This window comes from Lonsdalea britannica (genome assembly GCF_003515985.1).
GTDB lineage: Bacteria > Pseudomonadota > Gammaproteobacteria > Enterobacterales > Enterobacteriaceae > Lonsdalea > Lonsdalea britannica.
Window position 1 is genome coordinate 2631926 of sequence record NZ_CP023009.1, and the last position, 20367, is coordinate 2652292.

The following is a 20367-nucleotide window of genomic DNA, read 5'->3' on the forward strand; positions in this document are numbered from 1 at the left end:
TCAAGGCTACGGCGAGGCTCATGTCCCCTGAGGCAGACTCTCATACTCTGCCTGTACCGGCTCATATTCTTATCCCAAATGTATTACCGCTTACCGCTGAATGCTCGGCCCGATAAGCTCGTTGCTTTGCGGCATTACTACGGCGTTTAACCTCGCGCAGACCTTGGACACAAGATGAATGTGAATGGCTTACAAGTCTGGCTTGGGCATATTCCAAGGTATTTGTGAGATAAATGAGCGGAAATAAAACCGAGGGGCCCAACCGCAATACCTGTCATAAAACAGGTGCGGAAAGAATTTATAAATATGCAAGACCAGGCTATGCGAGAGCGAATAGCCCGAAGGGTGCTTATAATTGGATGGCTAAAAGCTGAGGGTATAAAAAGATAGCTGTCTTTATTTATACCGACATATTCATGATTTCCTGGTAAGCCGATACCAGTTTATTTCTTACCTGAATGCCCATTTGCATCGAAATTGACGCTTTTTGCAGGTCGACCATCACGTCATTCAGTGCCACGCCTTCTTCACCCAGCTCGAATTTTTGCGCCTGTGCGCGTGCCGTGGTTTGTTGTTCGCTGATTTTTCCCAGCGCGGATTTCATCTCGTCCGCAAAGCCGCTTTGCTGCTCTGCAATGGCATTAGAAGTACTGCCCGTCGACTGAAGTGCTACGCTTTGTAGCTGCTGAACGACAGATTCAATTCCCTGTATTGACATTTAAACCCTCGGGTTTTCTCAGTGACCAATTATTTACAGGCGATAACTTTAGCAGAATACCAGCAACCCTAAGCTTCTAAATAGGCATAAAAACCTTGGCTAATTCACCTATAGAATTGTCCCTATGGGATAAATAATATATCGCCCAAATCTCAAAGGCGGGTGTTGATGTTTAGAACAACCGTTGCTTATTCAGGGAGTATATTTTGTTTTTATTAATAACTATCAAAATGTTAATTGGCAGGAATAGTGCATGAGCTCCGCTAAAAGCAGTTCGCCCGCAATGAGTATCAACGGATTTACTGCTGTGCTTAACCGGCTGCGTGCTAATCCGAAAGTACCTCTATTAATCGCCGCAGCCTTTGCTGTGGCTGTTGTCACAGCATTAGTTTTATGGGCAAAAAGTCCCGATTATAGAGTGCTTTATAGCAATCTGAATGATCGGGATGGCGGTGAGATCGTCACCCAGCTAACGCAGATGAACATCCCTTATCGATTCAGCGATAACGGTGGGGCTTTGCTGATCCCAGCAGAAAATGTTTATGAAACCCGGTTGAGACTCGCACAGTTGGGGCTACCTAAAGGCGGCTCAGTGGGGTTCGAGCTTCTCGATCAGGAGAAGTTCGGCATCAGCCAGTTTAGCGAGCAGGTTAACTACCAGCGCGCGTTGGAAGGTGAGCTTTCCCGAACGATGGAGACGCTCGGCCCTGTGCAGAAAGCGCGGGTTCATTTGGCGATCCCGAAACCTTCCTTGTTCGTGCGTGAACAAAAAGCGCCCTCCGCATCGGTAACGTTGAATTTGCAGCCGGGCAGAGCGCTGGATGAAGGGCAGATCAACGCCATTGTCTACATGGTATCCAGCAGCGTCGCGGGTTTACCGCCGGACAATGTGACCGTCGTAGACCAGAATGGCCGGCTGCTGACGCAGACGGACGGTGCTGGCCGAGACCTGAATGCCGCTCAGCTGAAATACGCTAACGAAGTCGAAAACCGCTTCCAGCGTCGTATTGAAGCCATTTTGGCGCCGATTGTGGGTACCGGTAACGTTCATGCGCAGGTGACTGCCCAGATCGACTTCTCCAACCGTGAGCAGACGGATGAGCAGTATCAGCCGAACCAGGCCCCGAATCAGGCCGCCGTTCGCTCTCAGCAGTCTAGCCAGAGCGAACAGTTAGGCGGGCGAAACGTCGGCGGTGTCCCGGGAGCTTTATCGAATCAGCCTCCTGCTACGCCAACGGCGCCGATTGTCGCGCCAAACGCCAACGGCGCGCAGAACAATGCTAACGGCCAGCAGCAGGCAAACGCGAACGGTGCTAATAACAACGCGAACGGCGCCAATGGGGCGAATCAGGGCGGAGCGAACGGCGGCATTCAGTCTTCCAACAACCGCCGCGATCAGACCATCAACTATGAGGTCGATCGCACCATTCGCCATACCAAGCAAAGCGCCGGTGCCGTACAGCGCCTCTCCGTCGCGGTCGTCGTTAACTACGCGCCTAACGCTGAGGGTAAATCCGCGGCGCTGAACGATGCGCAGATTAAGCAGATTGAATCGCTGACACGTGAAGCCATGGGCTTCTCAACCGACCGTGGCGATACCATCAATGTGGTCAACGCGCCGTTTACAGAATCGAATGATGCCGGTAGCGAATTGCCCTTCTGGCAGAAACAAGCCTTCTTCGATCTGCTGATTAGCGCAGGGAAATGGCTGCTGGTCTTGATTGTGGCCTGGATCCTGTGGCGCAAGATGGTACGTCCGCAGTTGCAGCTCAAGAAGAAAGAGCAGCAGGCTCTGGCGGAAAGCTTGTCTGGCGGTCAGGAGAGCGATGCAGACGTTATCGTCAAGCTCAGCAAAGAAGAGCAAGACTTGCAGCGTAAATCGCAGCAGCGCGTCAATACTGAGCTGCAAAGCCAGCGTATTCGCGACATGGCCGAGAACGATCCTCGCGTCTGCGCCCTGGTAATTCGCCAATGGATGAGTACTGAACTATGAGTATGACTGGAACTGATAAGAGCGCTATTTTGCTGATGACCATCGGCGAAGACCGCGCTGCTGAAGTCTTCACGCATCTTTCCACGCGTGAAGTTCAGCACCTGAGTGCCGCCATGGCGAATATGAAACAGGTGTCCAATCAGCAGCTGATGGAAGTGCTGAAAGAATTCGAGGTTTCTGCTGAACAGTACGCGGCGCTGAGCGTCAACGCCGGTGATTACCTGCGTTCTGTTCTGGTCAAAGCGCTGGGTGAGGAACGTGCATCGACCTTGCTGGAAGATATTCTGGAAAGCAAAGAAACCTCTTCCGGTATGGAAACGCTCAACTTTATGGAACCGCAGACGGCTGCTGACCTGATTAAAGATGAGCATCCGCAGATTATCGCGACCATCCTTATCCACCTCAAACGCGCTCAGTCTGCCGATATTCTGGCGCTGTTCGACGAGCGTCTGCGTAACGATGTCATGTTGCGTATCGCTACCTTCGGCGGCGTACAGCCGGCGGCGCTGGCTGAATTGACCGAAGTGTTGAACGGCTTGCTGGACGGCCAGAACCTTAAACGCAGCAAAATGGGTGGTATTCGTACTGCGGCTGAAATCATCAACTTGATGAAAACCCAGCAGGAAGAAGCGGTCATCGACGCCGTTCGCGAGTTCGACGGCGAATTGGCGCAGAAAATCATCGACGAAATGTTCCTGTTCGAAAACCTGGTCGAAGTGGACGACCGCAGTATTCAGCGTTTGTTGCAGGAAGTGGAGTCCGAGTCCCTGCTGATAGCCCTGAAGGGTGCGGAAGAACCGCTGCGCGAGAAGTTCCTGCGCAACATGTCCCAGCGTGCCGCAGAAATCCTGCGCGACGACCTGGCGACGCGTGGACCGGTACGTATGTCTCAGGTCGAGAACGAACAGAAGGCCATCCTGCTTATCGTTCGTCGTCTGGCAGACAGCGGCGAGATGATCATCGGTGGCGGCGAGGATGCGTATGTCTAATACCAATGACTTACCCTGGCGTCCCTGGACTCTGACCGATTTGGCGGCGCCGCCGCCGTCGCTTCAGCAGGAAGAAACCGCGCCCTCCGATTCGGAAGACGAAGACACTTCTCCGGTCGAGGCGTTGGAGTCACTGGAACTGCTGCGCGAAGAGGTTCAGCTCAAAGCGAAAGATGCCGGCTATAAAGACGGTCAGCAAAGAGGCTACGACGAAGGTTACCAAACCGGTCTGGCCGAAGGTCGTCAGCAGGGCGCGCAGGAAGAAAAACAGCAGCAGGAAAAGCTGACTGAGCAGATGCAGCAGATGGTGACCGAATTCCAGCAAACGCTCGACTCGCTGGACAGCGTCATTACCGCACGTCTGATGCAAATGGCGCTGACTGCGGCCAAACAAGTTTTGGGTCAGGCGCCGGTATGCGACGGCACAGCGTTGCTGAATCAGATACAGCAAATGATCCAGCAAGAACCTTTATTTAGCGGCAAGCCTAATTTACGCGTTCATCCGTCTGATATGGAACGGGTAGAGAAGCAGTTAGGGCCGACGTTGGCCCAGCATGGCTGGCGTCTACTGGCGGATAACCAGCTGCATCCAGGCGGCTGTAAAGTTAGCGCCGAGGATGGCGATCTGGATGCCAGCATCGCGACACGTTGGCATGAGCTGTGTCACATGGCTGCGCCGGGAGAGTTGTGATGACGAACCGACTCTCTCGCTGGCTGACTACGCTGGATTCGTTTGAGAAGAAGATCGCTACGACGCCAACCGTGCGTCGCTACGGGCGTCTCACTCGCGCGACGGGACTGGTACTTGAAGCCTCTGGGCTGCATTTGCCGCTGGGCGCGACCTGTTTTGTGGAACGTGCCAACGGCGACAAAGTCGAAGAAGTCGAAAGCGAAGTCGTCGGTTTTAATGGGCAAAGATTATTTCTGATGCCGCTGGAAGAAGTCGAAGGCATTATTCCCGGCGCGCGCGTTTACGCCCGCGGGGGAGAGAAGCATGAAGGTAAAAAGCTCCCGCTGGGGCCTGAGCTGCTGGGTAGGATCCTGGACGGCGCAGGTAAACCGCTGGATGGGTTGCCGCTGCCGGAAACGGGATTCAAAGCGCCGTTGATCACGCAGCCGGTTAACCCTCTGCAACGAACGCCGATCGATCACGTGCTTGACGTCGGCGTCCGGGCTATCAACGCGTTGTTGACCGTCGGACGAGGGCAGCGTATGGGCCTGTTCGCGGGTTCCGGCGTGGGTAAAAGTGTGCTGCTGGGCATGATGGCCCGCTATACTGAAGCTGATGTCATTGTGGTAGGCCTGATCGGCGAACGTGGCCGTGAGGTTAAAGACTTCATCGAAAACATTTTGGGGCCCGAAGGCCGTGCCCGAGCGGTCGTGATTGCCGCCCCGGCTGACGTTTCCCCGCTACTGCGTATGCAGGGGGCGGCGTACGCCACTCGTATCGCGGAGGATTTTCGCGATAAGGGACACCATGTTCTGTTGATTATGGACTCCCTGACGCGTTACGCGATGGCGCAGCGAGAAATCGCACTGGCCATCGGAGAGCCGCCGGCGACCAAGGGCTATCCGCCCTCGGTCTTCGCGAAGCTGCCTGCGTTGGTTGAACGTGCGGGTAACGGTATGCATGGCGGGGGCTCCATTACGGCGTTTTACACCGTATTGACGGAAGGCGACGATCAGCAAGACCCGATCGCCGACTCCGCCAGGGCCATTCTGGATGGGCATATTGTGCTGTCCCGACAGCTGGCTGAATCCGGCCATTACCCGGCAATTGATATCGAAGCGTCGATTAGCCGTGCGATGACCGCTTTGATCGACGAATCACATTACGCCAAAGTAAGGCAATTTAAGCAGTTGCTATCGGTATATCAGCGGAACAAGGATTTGATTAGCGTGGGTGCCTACGCATCGGGAACCGACCCCTTGCTGGATCAGGCCATACAGCTCTATCCGCAGATGGAAGCGTTTTTACAACAGGGGATGTTCGAACGTTGCGACGAACAGCAGGCATTGCAGCAATTGAATGCGCTGTTCGGCATGTAGTGTATTGATTACCAAGGCCGTAGGCTTTACCCGACAGGGGCTGAATCAGTAAGCCGCCGGTAACTGTACGTGATTGAGGTACTATGAAAACTGAAACTCCTCTCGACAAACTTCGCGAACTGGCTCAGCAGGAAGTGGACGATGCCGCTACTCTGCTGGGGCAGATCCGTCAGTCACACGTTCAGGCGCAACAGCAGCTCGATATGTTGCTCGGGTATGAAGATGACTACCGTGTACAGCTGCAGCAAACGATGGGCAGCGGTATTAACGCAGCGAATTGGTACAACTATCAGCAGTTTATAAAAACGCTTGAGTTGGCCATCGAACAACATCGCAAACAGCTGGCCGTTTGGGCACAGCGCTTAGAGCAAGCCATGAAAACCTGGCAGGCGAAGCGTCAACGGCTGAATGCGTTTGAGACATTAAAAGAACGGGCGGCTCAGGAACTATTGGTTCGTGAGAACCGTCGAGACCAGAAACTGATGGATGAATTTGCACAGCGCTCGTCATTGAGGAAACTGAATCCATGAATCTATCTACTGTTACTGCTCTTTCAGCGTCTGAGACGGCTCGAACTGATTCGACCTCGTCCAGCACTAACAAAGACAGTAATGCGTCACAGCCTAACAGCTTTACGGCGCTGTTTTCGTCACACCTGAATGAAGAGCAAAATCGGACACAGCAGAATACGTCGAACACGGCTTCTCAAAACGCTCAGAATAAAGAATCACAGCCACAGCCGGTAAAACAAACTACGGCTCAGTCCACGTCCAACACGACGCCTAAAACCGAAAATACGTCGGCAAAACAGGCTGACGACAATGAGGATGTGGATGCGCAGACTGCTGAGGCGAACGCAGGCGAAGATACGTCGGTGTCCGCGGAATCGCCAGTACAGTCTTCGCTGAGCGCATTGTTAAAGCAATCGCACGCGACGCACGGTAAGTCGACAGCGGCGCAAACCGCGAGCACGGCTACGAAAACGGATGCGGCTGCTGAGCGCGATGACGCGGCATTAACGCTGGGCGACCAGGTCGCCACGGATACCGGAATTTCGGTCACGACGGCCGATCAGGATGCCTCGTCGACGATCATGGCTATGCTGGGCGCGGGATTGGCGCCGCAGCTACAGAAAGTGACGCCGCAGCCGATAACCCCACAGAGTGAAGGTGTTGCCGCCCTGACCGTGGACGGACAAAATGCTTTACAGACGTTGACCGATGGTCAGCAGAGCACGTCTCTGACTTCGATGCTCAACGCCGTCGCTGATGATACGACGACGGGGCAGGATGACGATGACGCATTAACGGATATTTTAGGCCGCGTTTCCGGCAAATCAGTGTCGAAAGGAACTGCGAAAGACGACGATTCGACTGACCTGAAAAGCATCGTAGTTGATACGACTGCGACGTCGAACAAAGTTCAGTCTGCGGACATCAGCGCTGCCGTGAGCAACGCCTTTAAGGTCACGCAAGAGCCGTCTTCCACCAACAGTAATTCCAGCGCTGCGACGGTAAATAGCGCTTTGGGCGCACTCAACAGCACCCAGGCCAATACCTCCGCTGCGGCGACACCACAAACCGCGGTACTGACATCACGTCTGGGCAGCGATGAGTGGCAACAGGCGCTCAGCCAGCAGGTTGTGATGTTTACGCGTAACAATCAGCAAAACGTTGAGCTGCGTCTGCATCCGCAGGAGCTTGGCGCGATTCAGGTCAGCATGAAGATGGATGATAACCAGGCTCAAATCCACCTTGCCTCAGCGCATGGACAGGTTCGAGCCGCGTTGGAAGCTGCGATGCCGCAGCTGAGAACGGCGTTGTCTGAGAGCGGTATCACGCTGAACCAGAGTAGTGTCGGCAGCGAGACCTTCGCTGGCTCCGAATGGCAGCAGGGGCAGCAGCAGAGCACCGGCGGCGGTTCGTCCTCGTCTCAGTACTCGAGCAGCCTTGACACCCACATGGAAATCGTGGATGTGCCAGTTTCACTCCAGAGAATTGCGTCCTCCTCGAGCGGCGTCGATACTTTTGCGTGAGGCAAATCAGTAAGCTAGTGTGATTTTTCTCGTCTATTCACCGTATTGAACGACGGAATAGACGGGATAATTACGGGGTATATGCAGCACAGAGCTGCATCAATGGCAATGAGTATAGGAATTATCTTAGTCTATGGCTGAAGAAAAATCACAGTCGGGACGCAAGCGTTCTGTCTTGTTAATGCTGCTAATCGTTATCGCATTGGTAGCGACATGTGCCGCCGGCACCGGTTGGTGGTTCTTTTATCATAAAAACGCTGAGCCAACGGTGGCAAAAGAAGTGCCTCCCCCGGAACCTGTATTCATGCCATTGGATACATTCACTGTTAACTTGGTTAATCCGGATAACAATCCCGATCGTGTGTTGTACGTTGGGTTCACCCTGCGTTTGCCAGATGAAGAAACCAAGAGCCGCTTCACCCGCTATTTGCCGGAAGTACGCAGCCGCTTGCTGTTGTTGCTTTCCCGACAGGATTCGGCCGCTCTGGCAAACGAACAAGGTAAGCAGAAGCTGATTGACGAGATTAAACAGGTTCTTAGCCCGCCTCTGGTTCAAGGGCAACCCAACCAGGTGGTCACGGATGTTCTGTTCACCGCTTTTATACTGCGATAAATATTATGAGTGACAGTATTCTTTCCCAGGCAGAAATTGACGCATTGCTCAACGGTGACAGTGACGACGGCGATAGCAAAGCCAAGTCGGCCTCTGGCCCCGAGAGCGATATCCGGCCTTACGACCCCAATACGCAACGGCGTGTTGTTCGTGAGCGCTTGCAGTCGTTAGAAATTATTAATGAGCGCTTTGCCCGTCAGTTCCGCATGGGGCTGTTCAACCTGTTGCGTCGTAGCCCGGATATTACTGCCGGACCTATCAAAATCCAGCCGTATCATGATTTTGCGCGTAACCTGCCGGTGCCGACCAACCTCAACCTGATTCATCTGAAGCCGCTACGCGGCACCGCGCTGTTCGTGTTTTCTCCGAGCCTGGTTTTTATCGCGGTAGATAATCTGTTTGGCGGCGATGGGCGTTTCCCAACCAAGGTGGAAGGGCGAGAGTTCACCCACACCGAACAGCGCGTGGTGAAAAGAATGCTGCGCCTGGCGTTGGAAGCCTACGGCGATGCGTGGAACGCGATCTACAAGTTGGACGTGGAATACGTACGTTCCGAAATGCAGGTCAAGTTTACCAACATCACGACATCGCCTAACGATATCGTGGTAACCACGCCTTTCCACGTGGAAATCGGCAACCTGACCGGCGAATTCAATATTTGTATTCCTTTTGCCATGATCGAGCCGCTGCGCGAACTGCTGGTGAATCCTCCGATGGAGAACTCACGGCAGGAAGATCAGAGCTGGAGGGATACGTTGGCCAAGCAAGTTCAGCATTCTGAGCTGGAGCTGGTCGCCAACTTTACCGATGTGTCGCTGCGGTTGTCCAAAGTGCTGAAGTTACAGCCGGGCGATGTATTGCCTATAGAAAAACCTGACAGCATCATTGCCCATGTCGACGGTGTACCAGTATTGACCGGTCAGTACGGCACCTACAAAGGACAATATGCTCTTCGAGTCGAACAGTTAGTGAATCCAATTTTGACTTCTCTGAACAACGAGGGACAGCCCCATGAGTGACACCAAGAACCCGTCCGAAGAAAAAGAATCCGTGGACGATCTGTGGGCTGATGCATTTAATGAGCAGCAAGCCGCGGAAAAAGACGAAAGCGGTAGCGAAGGCGTATTCAAGTCGCTGGATGCCGACGCCGCGCCTGGAATGTCTCAGGACATCGATCTGATTCTGGATATCCCGGTCAAACTGACGGTGGAGCTGGGTCGAACAAAAATGACTATTAAAGAACTGCTGCGCCTTTCACAAGGTTCAGTGGTCGCGCTGGATGGTCTGGCCGGCGAACCGTTGGATATCCTGATCAACGGCTATCTGATCGCACAGGGCGAAGTGGTGGTGGTGGCCGATAAATACGGCGTACGTATCACTGATATCATCACTCCGTCTGAGCGTATGCGTCGCCTGAGTCGCTAACCTATGGCGCAAACTCAGGAGCAGACCTCCGCATCCGTGACGGTGCCGGCGCATAGCCAGGCCCCGTCACAAACTCCCGGCTCGGCGCTGACGCAGGTTAGCTCTGTGCTGGGAGGCATTCTCCTGTTTATCCTTCTATTAGCCTGGCTCGCCAAAAAACTCGGCGTGACGCCTCAGGCCCGCAATAATCAGATGATGAAAGTCATATCGAGTTGTCCAGTCGGGCAACGCGAGAAGGTGGTGATCGTTGAAGTCGACGATACCTGGCTGGTTCTCGGCGTGACGGCGCAGCAAGTGACGCCGCTGCACACGCTGCCGGCAAAAGCGGTCGATGCCGCTCAAGCTTCAGCCCCAGCTAATCCTGCCGACTTTCGCAAACTCCTCAGTAAGGTCATGAATCGTTCGGAAAAGTCAGAATGAACAGGTTTTCATCTCGATGGGCGCGGCTGTTGCGGCGCGTTTTATTTGCCGGCGTGATGGTCTTTATCGCGCCAAACGCCTGGGCGCAGCTGCCGGGCATCATTAGTCAGCCAATGGCCAATGGGGCGCAGAGCTGGTCACTGCCGATCCAGACGATGGTTCTGCTGACGTCTTTGACGTTTATCCCTGCCGTATTGCTGATGATGACCAGCTTTACCCGCATCATCATCGTGCTGAGTCTGTTAAGAAACGCCATGGGGACCGCCACGGCGCCGCCCAACCAGATTATTGTTGGGTTGAGCCTGTTTCTGACCTTCTTCATTATGTCGCCGGTGATCACCAAGGTGTATCAGGACGCGTATCTGCCATTCAGTCAGGAGAAGATCTCCATGGAAGTGGCGATTGATCGCGGTTCGGCTCCGGTGCGTCAGTTTATGCTGCGTCAGACGCGCGAAACGGATTTGGCTCTGTTTACCCGACTGGCGGATATTCCGCCGCTGGAAGGCCCAGAGGCCATACCTATGCGGGTGTTGGTGCCTGCGTTTGTCACCAGTGAACTCAAAACGGCATTTCAGATCGGTTTTACCGTTTTTATTCCTTTCCTGATTATCGACTTAGTGGTCGCCAGTGTGTTGATGGCGCTCGGGATGATGATGGTGCCTCCGGCGACGGTCTCTCTTCCGTTTAAGCTTATGCTGTTTGTACTGGTTGACGGTTGGCAGCTGCTGCTAAGCTCATTGGTGCAGAGTTTTTACAGTTAACATTGAGCATTAGGATATTTTATGACTCCTGAGTCGGTCATGGCGTTAGGCAGTGAAGCAATGAAAGTGGCGTTGGCGTTAGCCGCGCCTTTGTTGCTGGCTGCGCTGGTTACCGGGTTAATCGTGAGTATTTTGCAGGCGGCAACGCAGATTAACGAAATGACGCTGTCCTTTATTCCGAAGATTTTGGCCGTCTTCCTGACGATTATTATTGCCGGTCCCTGGATGCTCGGACTGTTTCTTGATTACATGCGTACCTTGTTTAGCAATTTGCCTACCATGATCGGCTAAGCATGATTGACATTACCAGCGCTGATATCTACTACTGGCTCAACCAATTCTTCTGGCCTTTTATACGCCTGATGGCGCTCATCTCTACGGCTCCGGTACTTAACGAAAAAGAAATTACCACCAAGGCCAAAATTGGTCTGGGTCTGCTGGCGACGTTTCTGATTGGCCCGCACCTTACCATTACACCCGTCCCCATTTTCTCCGCCGAAGGGCTTTGGCTGTTGGTCAAACAGATATTGATCGGCACGTGTATCGGTTTCACGATGCAGTTGGCGTTCGCGACCTTCCGTATGGCCGGGGAGGTGATTGGCTTACAGATGGGGCTGTCGTTCGCGACGTTCTTCGATCCGTCCGGTGGGCCGAACATGCCGGTGCTGGCGCGCTTTCTCAACCTGCTGGCTATGCTGTTGTTTCTGGCGTTTGATGGACACCTTTGGCTGATCTCCATGCTTGCCGATAGTTTTCATGTGATTCCGATCGATACGTCGCCCATCGACACCAATGTCTTCTACTCTATTGCACGCGCAGGCAGTCTTATCTTTATTAATGGACTGATGCTGGCGCTGCCGTTGGTGACGCTGCTGCTGGTTCTCAACCTGGCTCTCGGTTTGCTAAACCGAATGACCCCGCAGCTGTCCGTGTTTGTCATTGGTTTTCCCGTGACGCTGACGGTGGGGATTATGACGATAGGTACGTTGATGATGCTGATACCTCAATTCGCCGAGCATCTTTTTAGCGAGTTCTTCGATATGATTGCTACGCTGGTGACAAACTTTAATCTGTAAGGGTGTTTTAAGTTGTCGCAGGCGGGGTCGATGAACCACAAAAATTCAAGGCGCTATCGTTTTTTTGTGTGAAAAATAAGCGCCGAAACCCGATTTATACCGCATCACTTGTTAAAATAACGCTTCCTCGTTGAGGTTTTTTTATTTTAACTCCATGAAAAATATCACTTTTAAAAATATTGGTTTTAATTGCTAAAGATCATTAGGGCAACGCCGATATTTCTGTAGACGGTGGTTGACGCCGTGGGCAGAAAAGCCTGAACCCTAACGATTTAAGTCCTGACGGATATCTAAAAGGAAATCTCTTATGGCACAAGTAATTAACACCAACAGCATCTCGCTGGTTGCACAGAATAACCTGAACAAATCTCAGTCTTCTCTGAGCACCGCGATCGAACGTCTGTCCTCTGGTCTGAAAATCAACAGCGCTGCAGATAACGCCGCTGGTCAGGCTATCTCTAACCGTTTCACTTCCAGCATCAACGGTTTGACTCAGGCTTCCAGCAACGCAAGCGATGGTATCTCTCTGGCGCAGACCACTGAAGGCGCACTGGACGAAATCAACGACAACTTGCAGGCTATCCGTACTCTGACCGTACAGTCTCAGAACGGTACTAACTCTGCTTCCGACCTGCAGTCAATCCAGGACGAAATCACTCAGCGTCTGTCTGAAGTTGACCGTATCTCTCAGCAGACCGACTTCAACGGCGTGAAAGTGCTGGATGGTAGCAAAACTTCCATCTCTATCCAGGTTGGTTCTCAGGATGGTCAGACCATCAGCATCAACCTGCAGAAAGTTAACACTGCTTCTCTGAACCTGACTGGCTTCAACGTCGATGGTCCTGCAAGCAGCGCAACGACTGCTGTTGCAAGCGGTTCTACCTACAACAGCATCACGCTGAGCGCTAATGCGTCAGTAAGCTTCTCTGGTACTTCTTCTCTGGATGCTACCGGCCTGGTTTCTGACTCCAACGGTAACTACTTCGTTAGCGGTACTCTGACTGCAGACGTTGAAGGCGTTGGCGCATCTGGTGCTACTGCTTACTACAAACTGACTTCTAACGACATCTCCATCACTGACGATGGCGCGATGACCGTGACCGTTGATGCTTCTACCGACAACCTGACTGGCGTTGCGACGGAAAACCCGTTGACGACTCTGGATAAAGCACTGTCTACCGTAGATGACATGCGTAGTAACCTGGGTGCGATTCAGAACCGTTTTGACTCCACCATCAACAACCTGACCAGCACGTCTACCAACCTGAGCGAAGCACAGTCTCGTATCCAGGATGCTGACTACGCTACAGAAGTTTCCAACATGAGCAAGGCTCAGATCCTGCAACAGGCTGGTACTTCAGTATTGGCGCAGGCGAACCAGGTTCCGCAGACCGTTCTGTCTCTGCTGCAGTAATCTGTTTCCTCTTCTGTCTAAAAAGCCCCGCCTCTGGCGGGGCTTTTTTTATGCTGAAGATCGCCCGCGCGCGGGCAATACCGAGATTAGCCGGTATAAAGAAGATGAATTCACGTATTTGAGCTGGTATTCAGCATCTTATTATTAGATTGGGATGTCCTGTCCACCATCGGGACATCACATCAATACAGAGTCAGGTCCGGTTACATCGAATGCACATAGAGGGTTAGTCATGAATAAGTCCCCACTCGTCAGTATCATTATTCCCGCGCAGGAACCCCGATACTTTGAACTCGCACTGTTGAGCGCAACCCTTCAGGATTATGACAATGTAGAAATCATCGTTCATGACGCCAGCGCCGACACGCTCATCGAGAATGCCGTGTATAAGGTCAGTGATGTGTCTCGCCATCCCATTCGCTATTTCCGCTGCGAGTCCCGCGACATTTCTGAACACGATCTCTGCGCAGAGAGCCTGACGTTCGCAGAAGGTAAATATGTCAACTTCCTCAGCGACGGTGATGTCCTGAGAGAAGACCATGTCCGACTGCTGACCGCAGTGATGGAAGAGGACGACAGCGTGGTGTTGAGTTCATCACGCCGCCGTCGTATTGATGGAGAGGGGCAGATACTCAATGACATTGCTGAAACTGCATACCCATTTTCCGGCAACGTGCAGATTCGTGGACAGAGTGTCATTCATTATCTGACTCAGTATGCGACAAATTTTATTGGGGAACTGAGCTGCGTTTTAGTACGGCAAGAAATGCTGTCCCCTAAAACCCTGTTCACCCTAAACGGCGTCAAGCTGAACTATACGGCGCCGCTGGCTTTCTACCTTGCACTGCTGCGCGATGGCGATCTGGCGATGTTGTCCGAGCCGCTGACCGACCGGCGTGTACCTGCGGAGAGGGTGGACGGTTCCATCAGCGGAGCGGAGTTCCAGGAACAGGCGGCCTACTTCCGCGAGGTCCAAAACTCGATCTTTTTCGCGCGCGACGTTGAAAATACGGACGTGCTCGAGATTGCCGATCTGGACCAAAAAGAACATTTTTACACCTTTGACCTCAAAAAAGGCATGAAAGCCGCATTAGAGGGTAAAAAGGAAGAAAGCACCACGCCGGACTGGGTCGCCAGTCGTTACCCGACCGCCAGTGAATCGGTGCTCATTAAAGAGTATTTAGGTCAGCATCTGGACGGCCGCGAATTCGGTATTGTCATTCTGGATACCGAAGGCGACGAAGAGAAATTAGATGCGACCGTCGAGAGCCTCGAAACCATCGAATCCGATGGCGTCCAGCTTAAGCGCATTATCCTGACTTCGTCCTCGGAAATGGCGTCACGCTTTCCCACCTGTACGGTGCTGGAAATCCGTCAGGAAATTCTGGTCAGAACCCTCAACGAAGTGGTACGCGAACAGACCTTTGACTGGTTGATGCTGGTTGAGGCAGGCGAGCTCTTTACCGCAGGCGGCCTGCTAATGACCAGCTTGGGTTTGGTGACCGCACAGGGCTGCAGCGCCATCTATGGCGATGAGCTGATCTGCGGTAAAGATGGTCAACTGGGGCTGTCATGTCGACCGGACTTCAATCTGGACTATCTGCTGAGTCTGCCTGCGGTCATGACGCGGCACTGGTTATTCAACCGCGAGCTGTTTTTGTCACTCGGCGGTTTCGATACGAAATACGCCAGTTGCATGGAGCTGGAGTACATCCTGCGCTTGATTGAGCAGCAGGGCATGGGTTCCATTGGACATCTGGCGGAGTTCCTCACCATCTCGGGTGAGCTGGAAATTTCGACCAATGAAGATGAAATCGCCGTATTGGACAGGCATCTTCAGCGCCGTGGCTATGCTTCCGGTAAAGCCATCGCGACTTTGCCCGGACATTATCGGATGGTATACGGCCATCAAGAATCACCGCTGGTCTCTATCATCATCCCTACCAAAGATGAACTTCCGGTGCTGGTCGCCTGCGTCACCAGCCTGCTGGAGAAAACGCGCTATCGCAATTATGAACTCCTGATTGTCGACAACAACAGCGAAACGCCTGAGGCGAAAGCCTGGTTGGATGGGCTTGCGAAGGTCGATCCTAATCGCATCCGCGTGATTCGTTATCCCCACGCCTTTAACTACTCGGCGATTAACAATATGGCCGCCGAGCAGGCGCGCGGCGACTATCTGCTGTTGCTCAACAACGATACGGCAGTGGTGCAGCCGGATTGGCTGGATAACATGCTTAACCACGCGCTACGCCCCGAAGTCGGTATTGTCGGTGCGAAGTTGGTTTATCCGGATGGCGGCATCCAGCATGGCGGCGTTATTCTGGGGCTGCGCGGACCCGCTGAACATCCCTTTAACGGCGATCCGATGGACGCTCCCGGCTATATGCAACGCCTGAAAGTGGACCAAAACTACAGTGTCGTTACCGCCGCCTGCCTCCTGATTAGAAAGTCCATCTACCAGCAGGTTAACGGGCTGGATGAAGAGGCCTTTAAAGTGTCCTACAACGATGTGGACCTGTGTCTGAAAGTGCGTGAGGCGGGCTATCTCACCGTATGGACGCCATTTGCCACAGTGATGCACGAAGGTAGCGTGAGCCAGAAAAAGGTCGACACTTCAGCGCAGGAGGCGAAGAGGAAGCGTTTCCAGAGCGAACAGCTGGCAATGTACGAGAAGTGGCTTCCGGTCATCGCCCGGGATCCTGCCTACAACATCAACCTGTCCTTAAATGGACGCGGGTTCGAGATGGAGCAGGATGCTGGACTCATTTGGCGTCCGCTGACCTGGCGCCCGCTGCCGGTGGTGATGGCGCATATGTCAGACCAAACCGGATGCGGCCACTATCGCATCATCAAGCCGTTCAATGCGCTGAAAGAGGCCAGCATGATCGATGGCAAGCTCTCCAATGTTTATCTGAATACTCCGACGCTGACGCGTTATGATCCTGAGGTGCTGGTGCTTCAAAAACAGGTGTCGGCGTATTTTCATGACTGGATCGAGAGAATCAGCAAGCTCAACAATACGTTCAAGGTATATGAGCTGGACGACTACCTCCCTAATATCCCGCTGAAAAGCGTGCACAGAGCCGGGCTCCCCAAAGACGCACTGAAAGCGATGCGTAAGAGTCTGGGGTTCATGGACCGTTTTGTGGTCTCGACGCAGCCGATGGCGGAGGCGTTCGCGGGTATCCACGACAATATTCACGTGGTCGAAAACCGGTTGCCGGTGGCGTGGTGGTCTAATCTCAGCTCCCTGCGGCGTCAGGGCAAGAAACCCCGCATTGGTTGGGGCGGGGGGAGCAGCCATACCGGGGATCTGGAACTGATCGCCGATATCGTGCGGGATTTGGCGGATGAAGTGGAGTGGGTCTTCTTCGGGATGTGCCCTGAAAAATTACGCCCCTATATCCATGAATTCCACAAAGGGGTGGATATCGATTTTTACCCGCAGAAATTGGCTTCACTGAACCTGGATTTGGCCCTGGCGCCGCTGGAAGAGAATATCTTCAACCGCTGTAAGAGTAACTTGCGCTTGTTGGAGTACGGGGCCTGCGGGTATCCGGTTATTTGTACGGATATCGAGCCTTACCAGTGCGACCTGCCGGTCACTCGCGTACGCAACCGCTATAAAGACTGGATGGATGCGATCCGCATGCATCTGGCCGACCTCGACGCGACTGCGCGAATGGGGGACGAATTACGCCAGGCGGTTTACCGTGACTGGATGCTCAGCGGCGATAATTTGCTGTTGTGGCAGAAAGCCTGGCTGCCGGATTAATGTGACATTCTCCGGGGGACGCAACGATCGCCGACCCCGGCTAGACTTTTTTGGTTCATTGAGCAGATGAAATATGATTAACGGAAAAAAAATTGGGGTAGGGATAATAACTCATAATCGTCCAGATGAGTTAATCAAGCTCTATCGCTCCTTGCCGATGGATATTCTGGATGAACTTGTCATTGTGAATGATGGTCATCTTTTCTCCGAGTTTCATGAGATCACGCATACGTTGATCAATAACCCCGAAAACCTGGGGGTAGGAAAAAGTAAAAACATTGCGTTACGGTATTTACATGAACGCAATGTCGACCATTTTTTCTTGATTGAGGATGATGTCTATATCAAAAACAAATCCGTATTCGAGCGATATATTCAGGCATCAAGGATCAGCGGTATTCAACATTTCATGTTCAGTCAGGCGACGCCTGCCTGTCTCGATGAAGTGGTTAAACCGAAAATGAACGCGGATTATGCTGGTGGTCGAATTCAACTGTATCAGACATGCGACGGCGCATTTGTTTACTACTCGAAGGCGTGTATTGACCGTGTGGGATATATGGACGAAACCTATTACAACGCGTTAGAGCATGTGGACCATACGCTGGCGATTATAAACGCGGGCATGCATCCGCCATTCTGGTATTTTGCGGATATCGATAACGCGAAAGACTTTATTGGCTTTGACCATAAAGACTTTGAGCATTCGACCATTTTCTCCCAAGAAAATTACACCAAGAATCAAAAAGCAGCGCTTAACTATTTTCGTGATAAACACGGTGTGCGGGTGAAAGATGTCCCGGACTTAGGTCCGACAGAAACGTTAAAAATATTGAAAGATATTAAGCGGCGGTACGCGAAACCGACGCTGTTTCAAATGAAAACGCGCCAGAATAGGCGGTAGCTGCTGATGGCCAAAACCCTCGCGACTTTATCGAGATCAACCACGTTCGTTTCGTTGGTCAAAATAAATGGGGGAGGGTTTTGGGCCGGAGTCTTTTCAAACGAAATGGTCGTTTTTTTGTAAAAACGATAATTTTTCAAAGAGTGAAGACATATTTAATTACAGAGGTTAAAATACGCGGCCACATTTCTACACCCTGGACATAAATGGTGTCCTGCTCATTGGGTGGTATGATTCTTTATCTTACTTATTTTCAATAATCTGGCGGCAGCCAGATAGCGGTGTAAAACTTCCTTACCTTTCTTGTATATCTTAAATAGCATACTTTTTTCACGCCTATTCATTCGATTGGCTACACTATACGAACGCATAATAGTACCGATAACTTTATTATCTAGGTGTTTGTCACTGTGAGTGAGCTGTATACCGCTGAAGGAACAATGGACAAAAATTCCTTATGGAAGCGCTATATACCATTAGTGCGCCATGAGGCTCTTCGTTTGCAGGTTCGTTTACCCGCAAGCGTGGAACTTGACGACCTTCTTCAGGCCGGCGGCATCGGGCTGCTCAGCGCAGTTGAGCGTTACGATTCCCTGCAGGGGACGGCATTCACCACTTATGCCGTTCAGCGCATCCGTGGCGCCATGTTGGACGAATTGCGCAGTCGCGACTGGGCCCCACGTAGCGTGCGGCGTAACGCGCGAGAAGTTGCTCATGCCATGCAACAGGCCGAGCAACAGCTGGGCCGAGCGCCAACGGAACAAGAAGTGGCGCAAATTCTCGATATCTCCCTTGAGGACTATCGTCAGATCCTGCTCGATACCAATAACAGCCAGCTATTTTCTTACGACGAATGGCGTGAGGAACATGGCGATAGCGCCGAAGCCTTACTGGAAGGCAACGAAGATGCTAATCCACTGAAACAGCTTATGGACGTCAACCTCCGTCAGCGTGTTATGGATGCCATCGATAATCTTCCAGAACGCGAAAAACTCGTCTTGACCCTCTACTATCAGGAAGAGCTCAATTTAAAAGAGATCGGTGCGGTTCTGGAGGTTGGGGAGTCACGGGTGAGTCAATTACATAGCCAAGCGATTAAGCGCCTGCGCGTTAAATTAATGAATGAAAGTTAATTTGGAAGCGTAGGCCGGTCGCTATCCCTTTTTACTGTCATGGAATGGATTCATGTCTCAGTCAGCCAGGAAGAAACTGCTTCTTAGTCGGTATTTAAAAGATTTTAAACATAAACAAAGTCATTGCGCCAACTGCGGCAAATCACTTGACCGTGTCTCATTGGTTTACCAATCGAAGCCCCTCAATAAAAAAGCGCTCGAATATCTGGACAGAAAGATCGATGACGAGACCTGGGAATCGATGCAGGCGGAATTAATTCCTCTCTGCCGGTTCTGCAGCGAAGTCTTCTGTAAGCCGCCAGCGCATTACTTCAATATCAAATCATTTACCCGCTATCTTATCGACCAAACGGAAGTGCAATACAGTACGATGCGAGAATATGTGATTCGTCTGCGTAGATTGGATGAATTACTTATTACGCGTCATTATCCTTCCGAGCTCCTTGTTGAAAATGAGAGTCTTCAGCAGCAAATTTGCAGCGATATCCCCGATCTGGAACAAAACACTTATCGTAGCGCACTGCGTAAATACGATCAGTTTTTGGAATGGGAGAAAAATTTTTCACGGGAAACCGCGTTGATGTTGTAAACCGGGAGACTTCAACTATACGTTTATAATATGACAGTGTGAAAAGTCTTGTCAGAAGGGGAAGAATATTGCACTGTCATATTGCTGACATCCTTTAGCAGTAATTTTTTTAGCAAGGATGTTGGTCTGTCAATTATTATTCTTGTGAATAGTTGTTGTCACAGTAAGGGGCGAGAATGGTGAAGTCCTTAAAGGGACGAAATAGTATAAATCTTCATCGCTGTTTACCGCACATCTGCTGCGGCGGGTATTCTACCCTCATCGTTCTCACTCGTTATCTCCATCCGATTTTATTCACCTCACGTGTCCTATCAAATGTTATCCCTTTTTATCGAAAACCGACTGCATCGACGCTCGGTGGTGTCACCGCGCCTGCAGGCGGCTTTTCCCCTCTTGTGTTGTCGAGCGGCTTAATAAGGAAGCCAAACCTCATTTGTACATGCAGCGCCGCAGAAGCCGATTCATGCGGT

The 20367-nt window shown here is 52.1% G+C and carries 19 protein-coding genes; 18 read left to right on the forward strand and 1 reads right to left on the reverse strand.

Annotation, left to right across the window (positions count from 1 at the left end; translation table 11 throughout):
- Positions 1 to 400 precede the first annotated feature (400 nt).
- Positions 401 to 718, reverse strand: coding sequence for a flagellar hook-basal body complex protein FliE (gene fliE / locus CKQ53_RS12030; RefSeq protein ID WP_094118296.1), 318 nt, complete (start codon positions 716 to 718; stop codon positions 401 to 403).
- A 253-nt stretch (positions 719 to 971) separates the two neighbouring features.
- Here fliE and fliF point away from each other — a divergent pair, with 253 nt between their 5' ends.
- From fliF to fliZ, 18 genes are all read left to right on the forward strand, one after another.
- On the forward strand, positions 972 to 2711 hold the full coding sequence (gene fliF / locus CKQ53_RS12035) for a flagellar basal-body MS-ring/collar protein FliF (protein WP_118895029.1): 1740 nt from the start codon (positions 972 to 974) through the stop codon (positions 2709 to 2711).
- Positions 2708 to 3700 carry a flagellar motor switch protein FliG gene (gene fliG, locus CKQ53_RS12040; RefSeq protein WP_085653378.1) on the forward strand — a complete coding sequence of 331 codons (993 nt, stop codon included), beginning with the start codon at positions 2708 to 2710 and terminating at the stop codon, positions 3698 to 3700. The genes fliF and fliG overlap by 4 nt, the downstream gene beginning before the upstream one ends.
- Positions 3693 to 4391: a flagellar assembly protein FliH gene (fliH, locus tag CKQ53_RS12045; protein ID WP_094118295.1), complete on the forward strand. Its 699-nt coding sequence runs from the start codon at positions 3693 to 3695 to the stop codon at positions 4389 to 4391. The genes fliG and fliH overlap by 8 nt, the downstream gene beginning before the upstream one ends.
- Positions 4391 to 5749: a flagellar protein export ATPase FliI gene (fliI, locus tag CKQ53_RS12050; RefSeq protein WP_094118294.1), complete on the forward strand. Its 1359-nt coding sequence runs from the start codon at positions 4391 to 4393 to the stop codon at positions 5747 to 5749. The genes fliH and fliI overlap by 1 nt, the downstream gene beginning before the upstream one ends.
- A gap of 83 nt (positions 5750 to 5832) precedes the next feature.
- The gene (fliJ, locus tag CKQ53_RS12055; RefSeq protein WP_085653381.1) at positions 5833 to 6279 is read left to right on the forward strand and encodes a flagellar export protein FliJ; all 447 of its coding nucleotides are present in this window, start codon (positions 5833 to 5835) and stop codon (positions 6277 to 6279) included.
- The gene (locus CKQ53_RS18775; protein WP_094118293.1) at positions 6276 to 7784 is read left to right on the forward strand and encodes a flagellar hook-length control protein FliK; all 1509 of its coding nucleotides are present in this window, start codon (positions 6276 to 6278) and stop codon (positions 7782 to 7784) included. The genes fliJ and CKQ53_RS18775 overlap by 4 nt, the downstream gene beginning before the upstream one ends.
- Positions 7785 to 7917: 133 nt before the next feature.
- Complete coding sequence (gene fliL, locus CKQ53_RS12065) at positions 7918 to 8397, forward strand: flagellar basal body-associated protein FliL (RefSeq protein WP_085653383.1); 480 nt, start codon at positions 7918 to 7920, stop codon at positions 8395 to 8397.
- A 5-nt stretch (positions 8398 to 8402) separates the two neighbouring features.
- Positions 8403 to 9416, forward strand: coding sequence for a flagellar motor switch protein FliM (gene fliM, locus CKQ53_RS12070; protein WP_085653384.1), 1014 nt, complete (start codon positions 8403 to 8405; stop codon positions 9414 to 9416).
- Entirely contained in the window at positions 9409 to 9822 is a 414-nt protein-coding gene (gene fliN, locus CKQ53_RS12075) for a flagellar motor switch protein FliN (RefSeq protein WP_094118292.1), read from the forward strand. Before fliM ends, fliN begins: the two co-directional genes overlap by 8 nt.
- Positions 9823 to 9825: 3 nt before the next feature.
- Positions 9826 to 10242 carry a flagellar biosynthetic protein FliO gene (fliO, locus tag CKQ53_RS12080; protein ID WP_094118291.1) on the forward strand — a complete coding sequence of 139 codons (417 nt, stop codon included), beginning with the start codon at positions 9826 to 9828 and terminating at the stop codon, positions 10240 to 10242.
- Positions 10243 to 10271: 29 nt separating this feature from the next.
- Positions 10272 to 11003, forward strand: a complete 732-nt coding sequence (fliP, locus tag CKQ53_RS12085) for a flagellar type III secretion system pore protein FliP (RefSeq protein WP_176223476.1) — start codon at positions 10272 to 10274, stop codon at positions 11001 to 11003.
- Between the two features lie 21 nt (positions 11004 to 11024).
- Positions 11025 to 11294, forward strand: a complete 270-nt coding sequence (fliQ, locus tag CKQ53_RS12090) for a flagellar biosynthesis protein FliQ (protein ID WP_085653716.1) — start codon at positions 11025 to 11027, stop codon at positions 11292 to 11294.
- A gap of 2 nt (positions 11295 to 11296) precedes the next feature.
- A complete protein-coding gene (gene fliR / locus CKQ53_RS12095) occupies positions 11297 to 12079 on the forward strand; it encodes a flagellar biosynthetic protein FliR (protein WP_094118289.1) in 783 nt (260 codons plus the stop codon).
- Between the two features lie 307 nt (positions 12080 to 12386).
- Positions 12387 to 13493 (forward strand): FliC/FljB family flagellin, encoded by a 1107-nt coding sequence (locus tag CKQ53_RS12100; protein WP_094118288.1) that lies wholly within the window; start codon positions 12387 to 12389, stop codon positions 13491 to 13493.
- A gap of 232 nt (positions 13494 to 13725) precedes the next feature.
- Entirely contained in the window at positions 13726 to 17271 is a 3546-nt protein-coding gene (locus CKQ53_RS12105) for a glycosyltransferase (RefSeq protein WP_162896357.1), read from the forward strand.
- 73 nt (positions 17272 to 17344) lie between these two features.
- Entirely contained in the window at positions 17345 to 18175 is an 831-nt protein-coding gene (locus CKQ53_RS12110; RefSeq protein WP_139824044.1) for a glycosyltransferase family 2 protein, read from the forward strand.
- 410 nt (positions 18176 to 18585) lie between these two features.
- On the forward strand, positions 18586 to 19308 hold the full coding sequence (locus CKQ53_RS12115) for an RNA polymerase sigma factor FliA (protein WP_085653721.1): 723 nt from the start codon (positions 18586 to 18588) through the stop codon (positions 19306 to 19308).
- A gap of 52 nt (positions 19309 to 19360) precedes the next feature.
- The gene (gene fliZ, locus CKQ53_RS12120) at positions 19361 to 19897 is read left to right on the forward strand and encodes a flagella biosynthesis regulatory protein FliZ (protein ID WP_094118285.1); all 537 of its coding nucleotides are present in this window, start codon (positions 19361 to 19363) and stop codon (positions 19895 to 19897) included.
- The last annotated feature ends 470 nt before the right edge of the window (positions 19898 to 20367 follow it).

Bases quoted from the DNA above. Each gene is read 5' to 3' on its own strand.
- fliI (WP_094118294.1), top strand. From the start codon at position 4,391: ATGACGAACCGACTCTCTCGCTGGCTGACTACGCTGGATTCGTTTGAG.
- fliH (WP_094118295.1), top strand. From the start codon at position 3,693: ATGTCTAATACCAATGACTTACCCTGGCGTCCCTGGACTCTGACCGAT.
- fliF (WP_118895029.1), top strand. From the start codon at position 972: ATGAGCTCCGCTAAAAGCAGTTCGCCCGCAATGAGTATCAACGGATTT.
- fliE (WP_094118296.1), bottom strand. From the start codon at position 718: ATGTCAATACAGGGAATTGAATCTGTCGTTCAGCAGCTACAAAGCGTA.
- CKQ53_RS12105 (WP_162896357.1), top strand. From the start codon at position 13,726: ATGAATAAGTCCCCACTCGTCAGTATCATTATTCCCGCGCAGGAACCC.
- fliR (WP_094118289.1), top strand. From the start codon at position 11,297: ATGATTGACATTACCAGCGCTGATATCTACTACTGGCTCAACCAATTC.
- CKQ53_RS18775 (WP_094118293.1), top strand. From the start codon at position 6,276: ATGAATCTATCTACTGTTACTGCTCTTTCAGCGTCTGAGACGGCTCGA.
- fliZ (WP_094118285.1), top strand. From the start codon at position 19,361: ATGTCTCAGTCAGCCAGGAAGAAACTGCTTCTTAGTCGGTATTTAAAA.
- fliO (WP_094118291.1), top strand. From the start codon at position 9,826: ATGGCGCAAACTCAGGAGCAGACCTCCGCATCCGTGACGGTGCCGGCG.
- fliL (WP_085653383.1), top strand. From the start codon at position 7,918: ATGGCTGAAGAAAAATCACAGTCGGGACGCAAGCGTTCTGTCTTGTTA.
- fliQ (WP_085653716.1), top strand. From the start codon at position 11,025: ATGACTCCTGAGTCGGTCATGGCGTTAGGCAGTGAAGCAATGAAAGTG.
- fliG (WP_085653378.1), top strand. From the start codon at position 2,708: ATGAGTATGACTGGAACTGATAAGAGCGCTATTTTGCTGATGACCATC.
- fliN (WP_094118292.1), top strand. From the start codon at position 9,409: ATGAGTGACACCAAGAACCCGTCCGAAGAAAAAGAATCCGTGGACGAT.
- CKQ53_RS12100 (WP_094118288.1), top strand. From the start codon at position 12,387: ATGGCACAAGTAATTAACACCAACAGCATCTCGCTGGTTGCACAGAAT.
- fliM (WP_085653384.1), top strand. From the start codon at position 8,403: ATGAGTGACAGTATTCTTTCCCAGGCAGAAATTGACGCATTGCTCAAC.
- CKQ53_RS12110 (WP_139824044.1), top strand. From the start codon at position 17,345: ATGATTAACGGAAAAAAAATTGGGGTAGGGATAATAACTCATAATCGT.
- fliJ (WP_085653381.1), top strand. From the start codon at position 5,833: ATGAAAACTGAAACTCCTCTCGACAAACTTCGCGAACTGGCTCAGCAG.